Raw genomic sequence first — 15,644 nt, 5'->3', positions numbered from 1 at the left:
ACGCCGGATCGCCGAGTGACCCCGAGTTGGGCTGTGATCATGGTGCACAGCCCGTGCTCGAGACAACTTATGGACTACACGGCTCAGCGTGGCCGGCGGTTCGAGGAGGGGGTGGCCAGTGGCGGACATCAGTCTGCACGAGGACCCGGCGTCGGAGCCGCTGCGGCCCTGGCTGCCTGCCGACCTGCTCGACAACGCGGCCCGGACCATCTCCGAGAACAAGACGATCATGCTGGGCCTCCCGGTGCTCGCCTCGATCGCTCTGGTCGCCGTACAGGCTGCTCTGACCGAGGTTGCCGTGCCGGGTGGGCTGAGTGGGTTCTTCGGGGCGGATGACCCGTTCCAGCAGGCTGGTGCCGCTCTGCTGCTCACTTACGGCGTTCAACTAGTGCTGTTCACCGTGGTGTCGAGCATGCTGGCCGGGATCATCGCGCTGGCCGCCGTACGGAGTCAGCTGGCGCACCGGGTCGGCCCTCGGGAGCTGCTGCGGCTGGTCCGGCCCGCGCTGCCCGCGCTGGCTGCTGTCGGTCTGGTGCAGTCGCTGTCCTTCATCATCCTGATCGGCGGCTGGGGGCTGGCGGTGTTCGGGATCGGTTCCGGAGCGGATGCTGCGATCTCCTCCGACGTAGCCGGTGCGGTAGCTCTGGTGATGGTCCTGGCCGGCGCACTGCTGGTGCTGATCTTCGGCATCCGCCTGGTGCTGGCCGGGACAGTCGTACTGATGGAGGGCCGGCATGCGCCGGACATCGGGCTCTACATCCCTGCCAGAGTGGGGATCTGGGGTGCGCTGAAGCGGTCCTGGCAGCTGGTGAAGGGGAAGTTCTGGCGGGTGTTCGGCATTCTGCTGTTCGCGGGAGTGGTGGTGAACATCGTCAGCTATGCCCTGCAGTTCGGGGTCACCACGCTCGTACTCACGGTCGGGTCGTGGGCGGACGGCAGCGACAGCACCGGCGCCACGGCTGTCGTGATCGCGCTCGGCGCGGCGGCCGGCATCGCGACGGTGCTGACGCTGATCGCCAGCCTGGCCTTCATGTCCGCGGTACAGGCGCTGATCTACCTGGATCTCCGGGTGCGACGTGAGGGCCTCGACCTGTGGATGCGACCGGTACTGCGGCAGGAGGCTCGATGATCTTCGCTGAACCACCGGTGGACATAGGCCGGGACCAGGCCGCGGCCGAGGCGGCCAAGGAGCTGTCGAAGTCGGCGTACGCACAGTCCGGTGACTCGCTGATCGAGAAGGCGATCGGCAAGGTCCTGGAGTGGATCGCCGACCTGCTGGACAGCCTGACCGGCACGTCCCCCAACGGCCACGCTGGGCTGGCCATGCTGATCGGGCTGATCCTGCTCATCGTCGTGGTGGTGCTCTGGCGCGCCGGCGGCCTCCGCACGAGCCACCGCGAGCGCCAGGCTGTCTTCGACACCGCCAAGCCGCGTACGGCTCATGAGTACCGCGCTCAGGCGGAGAGTGAAGCTGCCGCCGGGCAGTACGCCGACGCGGTGCGCAGCCGGTTCCGGGCCTGCGTGGCCGAGTTGACCGAGCGGACCATTCTGGATGAGCGGGCGGGCCGGACGGCGTACGAGGTCGTGGCGGACGCGAGTCAGGCGGCGCCGGGGCTGCGGGATGTACTGCGGCCCGCGGCGGTCGTGTTCACGGAGGTTGTCTACGGCAACCGACCGGGAACGCCGGAGCGCTACGCCCTGGTGGTGGCCGCTGACGAGGCCGCACGGACAGCACGGGTGCTCGTATGAGTACTGCGGTTGGGCGGAGTGCTGGGGAGAGCTGGCGGGTGCTGCGGCTGCCGCTGCTCGTTACCGGTGTCGTCGTACTGGCTGCGGTCTTCGTCATGATCGCCACTACTGCGACGACCTCAGGACCTTTCAGTCCGGACTCGACCGAGCCGTCCGGGGCACGGGCTCTCGCGACGCTGCTGAAGAACCACGGTGTCGACGTGACCGGCACGGAGCTGCTGGACGACGCAGTGGACCCGGTGGGACGAGGTGACCGCAAGACCCTGCTGATCGGGCCTAACGGTTCACTCGACCGCTATGACTGGCAGCGGATCGCTGATGCGGGCTGGAGCCACATCGTCCTGGTCCGGCCGGGCACGCGGGCGCTGGAGGTCCTGGCACCGGGTGTCCACGACAGTACGTCGTTCCTGTCCTCCGAAAGCCGTGAGCCCGACTGTGACCTCCCGGCCGCTGTCAAGGCCGGCACTGTGACTGTCGGCGGCTCCACGTACTCCGCACCGCCTGGAGCGCAGGCTTGCTACGGGGACGGCATCAACCACACGGTGATCCGGCTGGAGACCGCAGGGCGCATCGTCGACGTCGTAGGGACCTCACGCTCGTTCACCAATGAGCAGCTCGCCGACGACGGCAACGCGGCGCTCGCACTCAACCTGATCGGCACCCACGCCGACCTGACGTGGTATCTGCCGCAGTTTGAGTCCGGCGGCGTCGACAACGGCGACGAAGACGGTCCACCGCTGGTCCCGCCGGAAGTCCGCTATGTCGCCTGGGCGCTGGCGTTCGCCGTACTCGTTGTTGCGCTGTGGCGAGGTCGTCGACTCGGCCCGGTGGTGCCTGAGCGGCTGCCCGTGATCGTGCACGCGGCCGAGACCACTGAGGGCAGGGCGCGGCTCTACCGGCGTTCACGGGCACGTGATCGCGCCGCGTCGGCTTTGCGCGAGTCTGCCCTCGGCAAGCTGCACAAGGCGCACGGCATCCCCCGCAAGGCTGATCCCTCGGCCGTCGTCGCCACAGTGGCCGCTCGCACCGGCCGGGACCCGGCCATGCTGTACGAACTGCTCTACGGTCTACCGCCTGTTGATGACTCCGCCTTGATGTACCTGTCCCATGAACTCGACGTACTGACGCAGGAGGTACGACACCCGTGACGACTACCGAGGTCAGCGCCGACCAGGCCAGGCAGGCGCTGGTGGCGCTGCGGACCGAGATCGGCAAGGCGGTGGTCGGTCAGGACACCGCGGTGACCGCACTGGTACTCGCCCTGCTCTGCCGCGGCCACGTGCTGCTGGAAGGCGTGCCGGGTACGGCGAAGACGCTGATGGTGAGGGCACTGTCGACAGCGATGCGGCTGAACACCAAGCGGGTGCAGTTCACGCCGGACCTGATGCCCGGTGACGTCACGGGATCGCTGGTGTACGACGCCAAGACCAGCGAGTTCGAGTTCCGCCCGGGACCGGTGTTCACCAACATCCTGCTGGCCGATGAGATCAACCGGACGCCGCCGAAGACCCAGGCCGCGCTGCTGGAGGCAATGGAAGAGCGGCAGGTCACGGTCGACGGCGAGCCGCGGAAGCTGCCGGTGCCGTTCGTGGTCGCGGCGACGCAGAACCCGATCGAGTACGAGGGCACCTACCCGTTGCCCGAGGCTCAGCTCGACCGGTTCCTGCTGAAGGTGACGCTGGACATCCCGCCGCGCGACGCGGAGATCGCCGTTCTGGCTCGGCATGCGCAGGGCTTCGACCCGCGTGACCTGGAGGCAGCCGGCCTGCGTCCTGTTGCTGGCCCGGAGGACCTGCTGGCCGGGCAGAACGCCGTACGACGGGTTGCGGTGCGGGAGGACGTGCTGGCGTACGTGGTCGACCTGTGCCGGGCTACGCGACAGTCGCCGTCGCTGCAGCTTGGGGTGTCTCCTCGCGGTGCTACTGCGTTGCTGGCTGTGTCGCGCGCGTGGGCGTGGTTGTCGGGGCGTGACTACGTCATCCCGGACGACGTGAAGGCGATGGCGCGTCCTTGCCTTCGGCATCGGGTGCAGGTGCGTCCGGAGGCGGAGCTCGAGGGTGTGAGTGCGGACGCCGTACTCGAGAGTGTGCTGGCCACGGTGCCAGTTCCACGCTGATGGTGCTCACCGGGCGGGCCGGGTTACTCGCCGCCGCTGGAGTCGTCTTCGTGGCTGTGCTGATGCCCAGCTGGAGCGGAGTCGGTCTGGTGGTCGCGGTCGTGCTGGTGGTGTGCCTAGTGGACATGCTGCTGGCCGGTTCGCCTCGGCGACTCCAGCTGAGTCGTGAGGGCGACAACGCCGTACGGCTGGGTGAGCAGGCTGTGGTTCAGTTGCTGGTCGCGAACCCGGGTCGGCGGGTCAAGGGGTTGCTGCGTGACGCATGGCCGCCGTCGGCCGGTGTGCAGGACCCGCCGCACAGGCTGGACCTTCCGCATGGGGAGCGGCGACGGCTGGTGACGCATCTGGTGCCTACGCGGCGGGGTGACCGGCAGGCGTACCGGGTGACTGTCCGGTCGATCGGTCCGCTCGGCTTCGCGGGTCGGCAGGGGTCTCACCAGGTGCCGTGGACTGTGCGGGCGCTGCCGCCGTTCAACAGCCGCAAGCACCTGCCGTCTCGGCTGGCGCGGTTGCGTGAGCTGGACGGGCGGACGGCGTTGCTGGTTCGCGGTCAGGGTACGGAGTTCGACTCGTTGCGGGACTATGTGCCGGGCGACGATGTCCGGAGCATCGACTGGCGTGCCACGGCTCGTCGCGGCAACGTCGTACTGCGGACCTGGCGGCCGGAGCGGGACCGCCAGGTCGCCATCGTGATCGACTCCGGCCGGATGTCCGCGGGCCGGGTCGGCGATGCGCCGCGACTCGACCACGCCATGGACGCCGCGCTGCTGCTGGCCGCGCTCGCGACCCGCGCGGGTGACCGGGTTTCCTTGCTGGCTTGCGATTCCGCCGTACGAGCCGACGTACGACGCCCCGCGCCGGAGGACGTGCTGCCGTCGTTCGTGAACGCGTTGGCGAACGTCGAGGCCGAACTCGTCCAGACCGACTTCCGCGTCGTCGTCTCCCAGGTCCTGGAACGCCTCGGCCAGCGCTCCCTCGTCGTACTCCTGACCGGCCTCGATCCGGCGGTGATCGAGGAGTCCCTGCTCCCGGTCATCGGCCCTCTGCTCCGCCGCCACGTCATCGTCCTCGCGTCCGTCGCCGACCCCCGGCTCATCGAGCTCGAAGCCACCCGCGCCGACCTCACCGAGGTCTACGGCGCCGCCTCCGCCGCCCGCACCCGCCTGGACCGCGAACGAGTAACCGCCATCCTCACCCGAGCCGGCGCCACCGTCGTAGACGAACCCCCCGACCAAATAGCCCCCGCCCTAGCCGACACCTACTTGGCCTTGAAAAAAGCCGGCCGGTTGTAACCCCACGCGTGCTACGCCGCGGCTCCCCCGTCGTGGACCAGGTGCCTTTGGTGAGCCACCCGCCGGTTAACGGTTTCGTCACTGAGCCGGGCGGGCCTGGGTGAAGGTCCAGCGGTGGCCTTCTAGGTCGTCGGCTTCGTAGCAGCGGTAGCCGTGTTGGTGGATTTCGGAGACGATCTTGGCGCCGTTGGCCGAGCTGTGGGCGAAGTGCGCGTCGAGGTCCTCGACGTACACCCAGACACCGTGATCGAGACCGCCGACGCGATCCTCGGTCAGCTGGAAGAGCAGGATCGCGGCCGAGCCGACATGCAACTCGATCCACGACGGCTTCTCACCCTCGGCCGGGATCTTGTCCCACGACTCCAGGCCGAAGACCGTGTGCAGCCATCGCGCCGCGGCGGCCGGATCCTCGTAGTACAAGGCGATCGCGAGCCGGTCGAGCTCGCGCGGGCTCGGCGATGCATTGCGCCGATCGATCCACTGCGGCACCCAGTGCAGGATGTTCGGCCAGAAGTAGAACGCCTTCTCGCCACCCTGGACCAGCGACTGTACGACGGTGACGCGCGTACCGCCGTCGAGCGCATCGAAGCTGATCCGGGTCTCGGTGTCGTCGACCGAACTGCGGTACGCGAACAACGCGCCAGGCTCCCAGTCGGTGATCGTGCCCAGCTCGAGTACGTCGTCCGGCGGCGTGTACACCTCGAGGATGCGGCCGCCGACGCCGGGCTCGATCTGCATCGCGGTCGCCCGCGCGGAGTCGAAGAAGTTGATCGGGCCACGCACCCACCACAGGTCGATCTCCTCGGTGAAGATGCGGAACGCGGTCGCGGGATCGGCGGCGACCTCGACGGACGCCGACGCGGATTGTTCGGTCACGATGACTCCCTCTGCTCGACGTGCTTCTTGAACGAGCCCAGGTTGTCCCGCCAGTGCGCCTGCACCTGGTCGAGCCATGCCTGGACGGCGACCACGGGCTCGGGGTTGAGCCGGAAGATCCGTACGCGCGCATCGTCGGGCACCCGCTCGTCGGCGACCAGCCCGGCCGACAGCAGGATGCGCAGATGCCGGCTCATCGCGGGCGACGACGAACCGGTCGCGGCCGCGAGCTGCCCGGCCCGGCGCGGGCCTTCGCCCAGCAACCGGACCACCTGCCGCCGGGTCGGATCCGCGAGTACTTCGAAGAAGCGGTCCACCTGATCGTCCACCATGCTGCAATAGTTCTACTATTTGTTAACTATTGTCAACGGCTGGAAGAACCTCTCGCCTGATTGGATTGGCCGCATGACTGAAAGAGATGTCGAGAAGGACTACTCGGTCGCCGATTTCGCGGCCAAGCTACGGCGGCTCGCGGACGCACTGGAGTCCGGCAAGCCGTTCCGGATCCAGGTCGCGGGCGAGCGGTTCACCGTCCCGAAGAACGCCCGGATCAGCGTCGAGCACGAGCGCGGCGAGGACGAGGAAGAGGTCGAGTTCCAACTCAAGTGGTCCCTCGCCGACACCGACGAAACCCCCGAAGACGACGACCCCGAGGTCTGACCCTTTGACTGGTTCACCCATCAAGTACTGGGTTCCCCGCCCGTATTCCGACGGGGAACCCGCCATCTCGTGGGTGAACCAGTCAAATGGCGCTCGGTGCAGGAGGTCCGGTGGTGACTGGCGCGAGGTGGCAGGCGACCTGGCTGGACGTGGTCGGGGGGAGGACGGGGAGGGTCGTGGTCGTGCAGGCGTCGGTGGCTTTGCCGGCGGCTACTAGTTGGCAGCGAGGGTGGAAGCGGCAGCCGGTGGGGATTCGGGTGGGGTCGGGGGGCTCGCCGGTGAGGACGATTCGTTCGGGGGATTCGGGGAGAACCGACAACAGAGCCTGCGTGTAGGGGTGCTGGGGGTTGGTCAGGACCTGCTCGGTTGGGCCGGATTCGACGATGCGGCCTAGGTACATGACCGCGACCCGGTCTGCGATGTTCCAGGCCAGGCCGAGGTCGTGCGTCACCACGAGGGCCGCCAGGCCGAGCTCGTCCCGCAATCGCAGCAGCAACGACAGGATCTCGCCGCGTACGGACGCATCGAGCGAGGCGACCGGTTCGTCCGCGATCAGCACCTTCGGGCTCAGCGCCAACGCGCCGGCGATCACGACCCGCTGTCGCTGACCGCCCGACAACTCATGCGGGTACCGCAGGAAGAACCGTTCCGGCGGCCGCAGACCGGCCCGCGACAACGCCGAAGCAACGACCGCCTCCTCGTCCGCCAGCCCGTGAATTCGCGGGCCCTCGGCAACGGCCTCGTACACCGTCTGCCGTGGGTTGAGCGAGCCCATCGGATCCTGCAACACCAGCTGGACCTGCCGCCGGAACGCCCGCAGGCGACGGCCGGTGTAGTTCAGCGGCGTTCCGTCGTACGAGACCTGGCCTGATGTCGGCCGTTCGAGGCCGAGGAGCGTACGCGCGAGGGTTGTCTTGCCGCAGCCAGATTCGCCGACGAGGGCAACGATCTCGCCTGGCCCGACGGCGAGGTTGACGTTGTCCACGGCCCGCGCTCGCCGGCCGCGCGACGCGAACTCGACCACAACCCCAGTTGCCTCAAGCAATTGACTCACCCACCAAGACACAGGCAGCGGTACGGCGATCGCCCGCCGGCCGTAGCTCGATCGCGACCGACGAACACGACTCCAACGCGACCGGACAGCGCGGGTGGAACGAGCATCCACCAGGCAGATGTTGAGGGTCGGGCGGATCCCCCGCCAGGCCGCGAGGCGCCAGCCGTGACGCCGGATCGCCCACGGTCGGAAACGCCGCCGCGAGCGCCTGACTGTAGGGATGCCGAAAACGTTCACCAGAAGGACCCGCCTCGACAAGCCGGCCGGCGTACATGACCGCCAGCCGATCGCTTCGGTAATCATTTTCCTCTTGACTATACGATCGTGTAGTAGTTTGCTCTTGTGTGTAGCGAGAGGACTGTGATGGACAGACCAGCAGACGATCTGACCGCGCGGGCCCGGATCCGGGACGCGGCGATCAACCTCTTCACCGAACGCGGCATCGAGGCCGCGTCGATCCGCGACATCGCGGCCGAGGCGGGGGTTTCGTCCGGGCTGGTCCGGCATCACTTCGGCTCGAAGCAGGCCCTGCGCGAGGCCTGTGATCAGTACGCGAAGGAACGGATGCTGCAGATCGGCGAGGAGCTCGTCTTCCAGGGCGGTGCGGCCCGCACCGACGTGGCGACGATGCACCCGGTCACGCTGCCACTGCAGACGTATCTGGTCCGCTCGATGATGGACGGCTCGGACACCGCGACCGCGCTGTTCCTCGAGATGGTCGATGCCGGCGAGGACTTCACCAAGACGCTCCCCCGCGAGCCCAGCGACGTACGCGCGTACGCCGCTGTGCTGGCCGCGATGAAGATGGGCGTCTTCGTGCTCCGCGACCAGGTCTCGGAGGCGATCGGCGAGGACATCGCCAGTCCCACCGGTTATGCCCGGTTGACCAAGGCCATGCTCGACATCTTCACGATCCCGGTGATGACGCCGGAACAACTCGAACAACTACAGAAGTACTCAGAGGAGCACTGAACCATGGCTGATGCAGCGATCAGCACCCACGGTCTGGTCAAGACGTTCGGGCGTACGCGCGCTCTGGACGGCCTCGACCTCACGGTCCGCACCGGCGAGGTGCACGGCTTCCTCGGCCCGAACGGCGCCGGCAAGACCACGACCATCCGGATTCTGCTCGGGATGACCCGCGCGGATTCCGGTACGGCGAAACTCCTCGACGGCGACCCCTGGTCGGACGCGACCGAGCTGCACCGGCGGCTCGCGTACGTGCCGGGCGACGTGACGCTGTGGCCGAACCTGTCCGGCGGCGAGGCAATCGACCTGCTCGGCCGGATGCGCGGCGGGCTGGACAAGAAGCGCAAGGCCGAGTTGCTCGAGCGCTTCGACCTCGACCCGCGCAAGAAGGCCCGCGCGTACTCGAAGGGCAACCGCCAGAAGGTCGCTCTGGTCGCAGCGCTCGCGTCCGATGTCGAGCTCCTGCTGCTCGACGAGCCGACCTCGGGTCTGGATCCGCTGATGGAGGAGGTGTTCCGCGAGGTCGTTCAGGAGGTGAGCGACCGCGACGGCCGGACCGTGCTGCTGTCCAGCCACATCCTGTCCGAGGTCGAGGCGCTCTGCGATCGGGTCACCATCATCCGTGCCGGTCGCGCCGTCGAGAGCGGCACGCTGTCCGAGCTCAGGCACCTCACCCGTACGTCGATCAAGGCCGAACTGGTCGGCCCGTCGAACGGACTGGCCGAGCTGACCGGCGTCCACGACCTCCGGGTCGAGGATGGCCAGGTGCGGTTCGACGTGGACACGGACGAGATCAACGCAGTGCTGCGCCGGTTGACGGAGGTCGGCGTACGGAGTCTGGTCAGCCAGCCGCCGTCGCTGGAGGAGCTGTTCCTGCGGCTGTACGAGCCGGAGGGATCCTCGCGATGAAAACGTTGACCGGAACCGGCGGCCTGATCCGGCTGATTCTGCGCCGGGACCGCTTTGTGCTGCCGCTGTGGATCCTGCCGCTCGCGCTGATCCCGGTGAGCTACGTGAAGTCCTTCGGCGAGCTCTTCCCGACCGGGGAATCCCGGCTGCGGTACGCCGGCAACGCCGGCTTCGTCACGCTGTACGGCGAACTGTCCGGGACCAGCCTCGGCGAGTTCATCACCTGGCGCGTGGGGTTCGTGCCGGTGATGGTTGCGCTGGCCAGCTTGCTGACCGTGATCCGGCACACCCGGGTCGAGGAGGAGACCGGGCGTCGTGAGCTGCTCGGCTCGAGCGTCGTCGGCCGGCATGCAGGGCTTGCTGCGGCGTTGCTGACAACATTCGCTGCGAACGTGCTGCTCGCCGCACTGCTTGCCCTGGGCATGTACAGCCAGGATCTGCCGATGGCCGGATCCGTTGCCATCGGCCTCGAATTCGCCTGTACTGGCTGGCTTTTCGCCGCCGTCGGTGCCGTCACTGCTCAACTGACCGCCAGCGCCGGGACGGCCCGGGGCATCGCGATCAGCGTGCTCGGTGCGTCGTACGTACTGCGGGCGGCGGGTGACACGAGCGCGCACTCAGACGGTCCGCTCGGCTGGTTGTCCTGGCTCTCACCGCTCGGCTGGGCGCAACGCATCCAGCCGTACGGCGACAACCGCTGGTGGCCGGCAGTTTTGGTGCTGGCGGCAACCGTCGTACTCGTTGCCGTCGCCATCTATCTGTCCGTACGGCGGGATCTCGGCGCCGGACTGTTGCCGGATCGACTGGGGCCGGCCGATGGCGAGGTGGGGTCGCCATTGGGTTTGGCCTGGCGGTTACATCGCGGACTGCTGGTCTCATGGGTTACTGGATTCGCCTTGCTGGGCTTGCTTTTCGGCGGTGTGGCCGAAGGCGTCGGCGATCTGATGAAGGACGACAAGGACGTGCAGGAGATGTTCGCGCGGCTCGGCGGATCGGCCGGGCTGATCGATTCCTTCCTGGCCGGGGTGATGACGATCATCGGGCTGATCGCGTCGGCCTACGCCGTACAGGCCACGCTGCGGCTCCGGGCGGAAGAGACCAGCGGGCGGGCGGAGCCGGTGCTCGCGACTGCCAGCGGGCGGCTGCGGTGGGCGGCAAGCCATCTCGTGTTCGGGCTGCTGGGGCCTGCGGCGGCGCTGCTGGCTGCTGGACTGACCGAAGGGCTGGCGTACGGGCTTGCTGTTGGTGAGGTGGGCAAGCAGGTGCCTCGGCTGATCGGTGCGGCCTTGATCCAGCTTCCGGCCGTCTGGATCCTCGCGGCGATAGCAATCGTTCTCTTCGGGTTGTTCCCCAGGCTGACGCCGGCCGCGTGGGCCGCGCCCGCGATCTGCATCCTCATCGGTCTGTCCAGTGCCGGCACCAATGTCGCCGAGTGGGTTCGCGACATCTCCCCGTTCAACCACCTGCCCCGGCTTCCCGGCGGTACGGCGTCTGCCGGCTCACTCGTCGCACTGATCGCGATCGCCGTCGTACTCGGGCTGATCGGTCTGATCGGGCTGCGGCGGCGCGACCTACCTGTGGGCTGATCAGCGGCGCGCGCCGGCTGATCAGCGGCGGGCGTTGCCGGACCAGGCGAACGAATAGACGCCGAAGGCAACGATGCCGAGGGCAAGGATGGTGAGCAGGACGGGGCCGAAGGGCTGCTCCTTGATCGTGCGCAGGGCCGTGTCGAGGCCGCCCGCCTTCTGCGGGTCGTAGTCGATCGCGGCCCAGCCGAACAGGGCGCCGACGATGAGGAAAGCGATGCCCTTGGCGGCGTACCCGATCCGGCCGAGCAGGATGGTCACCTCGGTGACGCCGAGGGTGAGATCCTCGGTGAACTTCTTGGTGACCGCATTGTGGATCTGGCGGACACCGATGGCGATGATCGCCACCCCGACCCCGACGATCAGCACGCGGCCGGCGCCATGGGCCATCAGCCGGGCGCTGAGGGTCCGTTGCTCGCCCGTGCTCGAGCCACCGGATCCGGTCGCAACCCTGACCGCGCTGATGCCGAGGACGAGGTAGACGATGCCGCGGCCCACGGCTGACAGCTTGTGCTCCAGGTCCAGCTCGCCGTACCCGAGCTCGAGGAGGCGCCAGATCACCAGCGCGAAGAGGCCGATCGCGACGATCCACAGCAGCACACGGCCGAGCGGATTGCCGGCCAGTTCCTCGAGTGCGCCTTGCTGGGACGCGTCCTTCGGGGACTTGCCCCAGGCGAGCTGGAGGGCGATCCAGGCGATCAGCAGGTGGACCACGCCGTACGCGATCAGTCCCAGGGTGATCGCGACGCCGTACCAACGACTCTGCCGGGTCCTCACGTCGCTCCTGTGCCCAGGAGCAAACCGCTAGGCGGAGACCGGGGCGGTGGCTTCGCGGTCGGATTCGTCGACGTCGCCGTACTCGCCGGCCCGGTACGCGCGGCGTCCGAGGATCCAGACGTAGAGGATGAAGCCGACCTCGGCCAGGACGCCGATCGTGACCCGGACCGGCGTGGGCAGGAACGGGGTGACGAAAGCTTCGATCAGCCCGGTGACGAGCAGAATGGCGGCCAGGCCGATGGCCATGCCGACCGTCGCGCGGCCGGTCTGGGCAAGGGCTTGCATGCGAGTACGGCGCCCCGGGACGATCCAGGACCAGCCGAGGCGGAGACCGGCCGCGGACGCGACGAAGACCGCGGTCAGTTCGAGCAGGCCGTGCGGAGTGATCAGGCCGAAGAACAGGCCGCCCTTGTCGTGGAGGATCATCAGGCCGGCGCTGACGCCCAGATTGAGCGCGTTGTCCCAGAGGATGAAGACGGATGGGATCAGCAGGATGCCGAGCGCGAGTACGGCGGCGCTGAGGGTGGAGTTGTTGATCCAGACCCGGAGGGCGAAGTCCTGGGCCGGGTTCTCCGAGTAGTAGGACTCGAAGTCGTTGTCGACCAACTGCTTGATCTGGGCCGGGGTGGCGATCGAGTCGACGACCTCCGGGTGCACGATGATCCGCCAAGCCATCCACGCGGCCACCAGGTAGAAGAGCAGGCCGATGGTGAGCCACCAGCGTCTGGACGCGTAGAGGGCGGCAGGAAAGCTCACCAGGAAGTACCTGGAGATGTCCCGCCAGACAGGTGCCTGTGCGCCCGTCACGGCGCCGCGTGCGTCGGCGATGAGACCGGAGAGGCGTCCGATCGACACCGGGTCGCCACCGGCTGCTCGCAGCGCCGCCAAGTGGGTTCCGACGCGCTGGTAGAGCGTGACGAGTTCCTCGGCCTCCGCACCGGTCAGCCGACGCTGCCGACGGGTCAGGTACGCCAGCCGGTCCCACTGCGGCTGATGCACCGACACAAACGCCTCGACATCCACAGTGGCCCACCTCCCCTGTCTGGCTCCTTGCGCTGGCAGACTAGCTGGACTTGGTGTCGCTGCGTCGTGGGAGGGGGCGAGGGTGTCTCAGCTGGTTACCGGTGAGGCTGTCGTCCTCCAGGTGCGGATCGCGCGGATGCCGACGCGGGCGCTGGCGTGTGCGATCGACGTGATCATCCAGATGATCGCGCTCGGGGTGATGTTCTCGCTGCTGTTCGGGTTCCTGATCGGCGGGGAAGCCAGTGAGGCCCTTGCTGTCGCGCTGATCTTCATCGCCATCCTGCTGGTGGTGGTCGGCTACCGGGTGGTGATGGAGACGCTCACCCGCGGCCGGACGCTGGGCAAGATGATGCTGGGGCTGAAGGTGGTCCGGGACGACGGCAGCTCGATCCGCTTCCGGCATGCGCTCGTACGGACGCTGCTGTGGTTCTTCGTCGACTTCGCGCCGTGGTTCGCAGCCAGCCCGGGGATCGTGGCGAGTCTGATGAACAAGCAGGGCAAGCGGATCGGCGACATGGTCGCGGGCACGGTGGTGATCCGCGAGCGGCACCAGCCGATGGCGTCACCGCCGCTGTTCGTCCCTGGTCACCTGGTGCAGTGGGCGCAGTCGCTGGAGCTGTCCCGGCTGTCCGACGAGCTCGCCAACGCCTCCCGCGAGTACCTGGCCCGCTACACCGAACTGCTACCCGATGCCCGCGCCGCGTTGGGCGATGCGCTGGCGTACCGGGTTGGTCAGGTCACCGCGCCCGCCCCGCCGATGCCGATCGTGGCTCCGGCTTTCCTGTCCGCCGTACTGGCCGAACGCCGCCGCCGCGAGCTGGCCCGCCTGGCCACCACCCGCCCGACCCACACCGGCCCCTTCGCCCCACCCAACCCCTACGCCGTCCCCGCCGGCCCCTTCCTCCCACCCACCCCGTACGGCGCCCTCCCGCCGACTCCAGCCCCGGCCGGCCCCTTCGCCGTACCCCCACCACCCCAACCCCGCCCAGCCGCCATAAACCCCCAAGGCTGGGCAGCCCCCGGCAGCAACGAACCCACCCAGTGGTTCTGACCCACCAACAGCAAGGCGCCCCACCAACCTGGTAGGGCGCCTGTGTTGCGTTCTTAAGTGCTCAGTAGCGGTAGTGGTCCGACTTGTACGGGCCCTCGACCGGGATACCGAGGTAGTTCGCCTGCTCCTTGGTGAGCTCGGTGAGCTTCACGCCGAGCGCGTCGAGGTGCAGCCGGGCAACCATCTCGTCCAGGTGCTTCGGCAGCACGTAGACGTCGGTCGGGTAGTCGGCCGTCTTGACGAAGAGCTCGATCTGCGCCAGCACCTGGTTGGTGAACGAGTTCGACATCACGAACGACGGGTGACCGGTCGCGTTGCCGAGGTTCAGCAGCCGGCCCTCGGACAGGATGATCACGGTGTGGCCGTCGGCGAACCGGAACTCGTCGACCTGCGGCTTGATGTTGACCCGCTCGATCCCCGGCACCTTGTACAGGCCGGCCATGTCGATCTCGTTGTCGAAGTGACCGATGTTGCCGACGATCGCCTGGTGCTTCATCGCCGCCATGTGGTCGGCGGTGATGACGTCCTTGTTGCCGGTGGTGGTGACGAAGATGTCGGCGATGCCGACCACGTCGTCCAGCGTGGTGACCTGGTAGCCGTCCATCGCCGCCTGCAGCGCGCAGATCGGGTCGATCTCGGTGACGATCACCCGGGCGCCCTGGCCGCGGAGCGACTCGGCGCAGCCCTTGCCGACGTCGCCGTACCCACAGACGACCGCGACCTTGCCGCCGATCAGTACGTCGGTGGCCCGGTTGATGCCGTCGATCAGCGAGTGCCGGCAGCCGTACTTGTTGTCGAACTTCGACTTGGTCACCGAGTCGTTCACGTTGATCGCCGGGAACAGCAGCGCGCCGGCCTTGTGCATCTCGTACAGCCGGTGCACGCCGGTGGTGGTCTCCTCGGTCACGCCCTTGATGCCCTGACCGATCGTCGTCCACAGCTGCGGATCTTCGGCCACGGTGCGGGTCAGCAGCTTCAGGACGACGGCGTACTCCTCGGAGTCCGCGGTCGACGGGTCCGGTACGGTGCCGGCCTTCTCGAACTCGGTGCCCTTGTGGACGAGCATGGTGGCGTCACCACCGTCGTCGAGGATCATGTTCGGGCCCTCACCGCCGGGCCACTTCAGCGCCTGCTCGGTGCACCACCAGTACTCCTCCAGCGTCTCGCCCTTCCAGGCGAAGACGGGCACACCGGCGGGGGCGTCAGCGGTGCCCTGCGGGCCGACGACGACCGCGGCCGCGGCGTGGTCCTGGGTGGAGAAGATGTTGCACGAGACCCAGCGCACCTCGGCACCGAGCGCGGTCAGCGTCTCGATCAGCACCGCGGTCTGGATCGTCATGTGCAGCGAGCCCATGATCCGCGCGCCGGCCAGCGGCTTGCTGTCGCCGTGCTGCTTGCGCATCGCCATCAGGCCGGGCATCTCGTGCTCGGCCAGCCGGATCTCCTTGCGGCCGAAGTCGGCCAGGCCGAGATCGGCCACCTTGTAGTCGAACGACATTACTGTTTCCGCTCCCCTGAAGGTCGGTTCCTGCGACCGTCGGCCGCCCAGGGGAAAGACCCTAGCGGTGACCGAGGGTGCGCG

The 15,644-nt window shown here is 68.1% G+C and carries 17 protein-coding genes; 10 read left to right on the top strand and 7 right to left on the bottom strand.

What is annotated here, in order from left to right; translation table 11 throughout:
• The first annotated feature begins 118 nt into the window (after nt 1-118).
• Genes EV646_RS18600 through EV646_RS18580 form a run of 5 tightly spaced genes read left to right on the top strand, consistent with a single transcriptional unit; the run spans nt 119 to nt 5,157 of the window.
• Nucleotides 119-1,129 carry a hypothetical protein gene (locus tag EV646_RS18600; protein WP_132150188.1) on the top strand — a complete coding sequence of 337 codons (1,011 nt, stop codon included), beginning with the start codon at nt 119-121 and terminating at the stop codon, nt 1,127-1,129.
• Nucleotides 1,126-1,749 carry a DUF4129 domain-containing protein gene (locus EV646_RS18595; protein ID WP_132150186.1) on the top strand — a complete coding sequence of 208 codons (624 nt, stop codon included), beginning with the start codon at nt 1,126-1,128 and terminating at the stop codon, nt 1,747-1,749. The genes EV646_RS18600 and EV646_RS18595 overlap by 4 nt, the downstream gene beginning before the upstream one ends.
• Nucleotides 1,746-2,897 (top strand): DUF4350 domain-containing protein, encoded by a 1,152-nt coding sequence (locus tag EV646_RS18590; protein WP_132150184.1) that lies wholly within the window; start codon nt 1,746-1,748, stop codon nt 2,895-2,897. The genes EV646_RS18595 and EV646_RS18590 overlap by 4 nt, the downstream gene beginning before the upstream one ends.
• The gene (locus EV646_RS18585) at nt 2,894-3,865 is read left to right on the top strand and encodes an AAA family ATPase (RefSeq protein ID WP_132150182.1); all 972 of its coding nucleotides are present in this window, start codon (nt 2,894-2,896) and stop codon (nt 3,863-3,865) included. Before EV646_RS18590 ends, EV646_RS18585 begins: the two co-directional genes overlap by 4 nt.
• The gene (locus EV646_RS18580; RefSeq protein WP_132150180.1) at nt 3,865-5,157 is read left to right on the top strand and encodes a DUF58 domain-containing protein; all 1,293 of its coding nucleotides are present in this window, start codon (nt 3,865-3,867) and stop codon (nt 5,155-5,157) included. The genes EV646_RS18585 and EV646_RS18580 overlap by 1 nt, the downstream gene beginning before the upstream one ends.
• Nucleotides 5,158-5,235: 78 nt before the next feature.
• On the opposite strand, the gene EV646_RS18575 is transcribed toward EV646_RS18580, so the two are convergent.
• Both EV646_RS18575 and EV646_RS18570 read right to left on the bottom strand, forming a co-directional pair.
• Nucleotides 5,236-6,033: a VOC family protein gene (locus tag EV646_RS18575; RefSeq protein ID WP_132150178.1), complete on the bottom strand. Its 798-nt coding sequence runs from the start codon at nt 6,031-6,033 to the stop codon at nt 5,236-5,238.
• Nucleotides 6,030-6,365 (bottom strand): ArsR/SmtB family transcription factor, encoded by a 336-nt coding sequence (locus EV646_RS18570; RefSeq protein WP_132150176.1) that lies wholly within the window; start codon nt 6,363-6,365, stop codon nt 6,030-6,032. Before EV646_RS18570 ends, EV646_RS18575 begins: the two co-directional genes overlap by 4 nt.
• A gap of 73 nt (nt 6,366-6,438) precedes the next feature.
• Between EV646_RS18570 and EV646_RS18565 the strand changes: the two genes are divergently transcribed.
• Nucleotides 6,439-6,693 (top strand): amphi-Trp domain-containing protein, encoded by a 255-nt coding sequence (locus tag EV646_RS18565; protein WP_132150174.1) that lies wholly within the window; start codon nt 6,439-6,441, stop codon nt 6,691-6,693.
• Nucleotides 6,694-6,775: 82 nt separating this feature from the next.
• Here the strand turns inward: EV646_RS18565 and EV646_RS18560 are convergent, their stop codons facing one another.
• Nucleotides 6,776-7,747 (bottom strand): ABC transporter ATP-binding protein, encoded by a 972-nt coding sequence (locus tag EV646_RS18560; protein ID WP_241996148.1) that lies wholly within the window; start codon nt 7,745-7,747, stop codon nt 6,776-6,778.
• Entirely contained in the window at nt 7,731-8,021 is a 291-nt protein-coding gene (locus EV646_RS18555) for an oligopeptide/dipeptide ABC transporter ATP-binding protein (RefSeq protein ID WP_241996147.1), read from the bottom strand. Before EV646_RS18555 ends, EV646_RS18560 begins: the two co-directional genes overlap by 17 nt.
• Before the next feature lie 89 nt (nt 8,022-8,110).
• Between EV646_RS18555 and EV646_RS18550 the strand changes: the two genes are divergently transcribed.
• The 3 genes from EV646_RS18550 to EV646_RS18540 are packed head-to-tail and all read left to right on the top strand — an operon-like array spanning nt 8,111 to nt 11,211.
• Nucleotides 8,111-8,719, top strand: a complete 609-nt coding sequence (locus EV646_RS18550) for a TetR/AcrR family transcriptional regulator (RefSeq protein WP_132150172.1) — start codon at nt 8,111-8,113, stop codon at nt 8,717-8,719.
• 3 nt (nt 8,720-8,722) lie between these two features.
• On the top strand, nt 8,723-9,625 hold the full coding sequence (locus EV646_RS18545; protein WP_132150170.1) for an ABC transporter ATP-binding protein: 903 nt from the start codon (nt 8,723-8,725) through the stop codon (nt 9,623-9,625).
• Nucleotides 9,622-11,211 carry an ABC transporter permease gene (locus tag EV646_RS18540; protein ID WP_132150168.1) on the top strand — a complete coding sequence of 530 codons (1,590 nt, stop codon included), beginning with the start codon at nt 9,622-9,624 and terminating at the stop codon, nt 11,209-11,211. Before EV646_RS18545 ends, EV646_RS18540 begins: the two co-directional genes overlap by 4 nt.
• A 21-nt stretch (nt 11,212-11,232) precedes the next feature.
• Here the strand turns inward: EV646_RS18540 and EV646_RS18535 are convergent, their stop codons facing one another.
• Nucleotides 11,233-11,988 (bottom strand): DUF1206 domain-containing protein, encoded by a 756-nt coding sequence (locus EV646_RS18535; RefSeq protein ID WP_132150166.1) that lies wholly within the window; start codon nt 11,986-11,988, stop codon nt 11,233-11,235.
• Nucleotides 11,989-12,015: 27 nt separating this feature from the next.
• Nucleotides 12,016-13,011, bottom strand: coding sequence for a stage II sporulation protein M (locus EV646_RS18530; protein WP_132150164.1), 996 nt, complete (start codon nt 13,009-13,011; stop codon nt 12,016-12,018).
• Nucleotides 13,012-13,093: 82 nt separating this feature from the next.
• Here EV646_RS18530 and EV646_RS18525 point away from each other — a divergent pair, with 82 nt between their 5' ends.
• Entirely contained in the window at nt 13,094-14,062 is a 969-nt protein-coding gene (locus EV646_RS18525) for an RDD family protein (protein ID WP_241996146.1), read from the top strand.
• Nucleotides 14,063-14,123: 61 nt separating this feature from the next.
• On the opposite strand, the gene ahcY is transcribed toward EV646_RS18525, so the two are convergent.
• Nucleotides 14,124-15,560, bottom strand: a complete 1,437-nt coding sequence (ahcY, locus tag EV646_RS18520) for an adenosylhomocysteinase (RefSeq protein WP_132150162.1) — start codon at nt 15,558-15,560, stop codon at nt 14,124-14,126.
• Between the last annotated feature and the right edge of the window lie 84 nt (nt 15,561-15,644).

This window comes from Kribbella antiqua, from assembly GCF_004345665.1.
GTDB classification, from domain to species: Bacteria; Actinomycetota; Actinomycetes; order Propionibacteriales; family Kribbellaceae; genus Kribbella; species Kribbella antiqua.
Note: the sequence above shows the minus strand (reverse complement) of the source record. Positions and strands in the feature narration are given on the sequence as shown.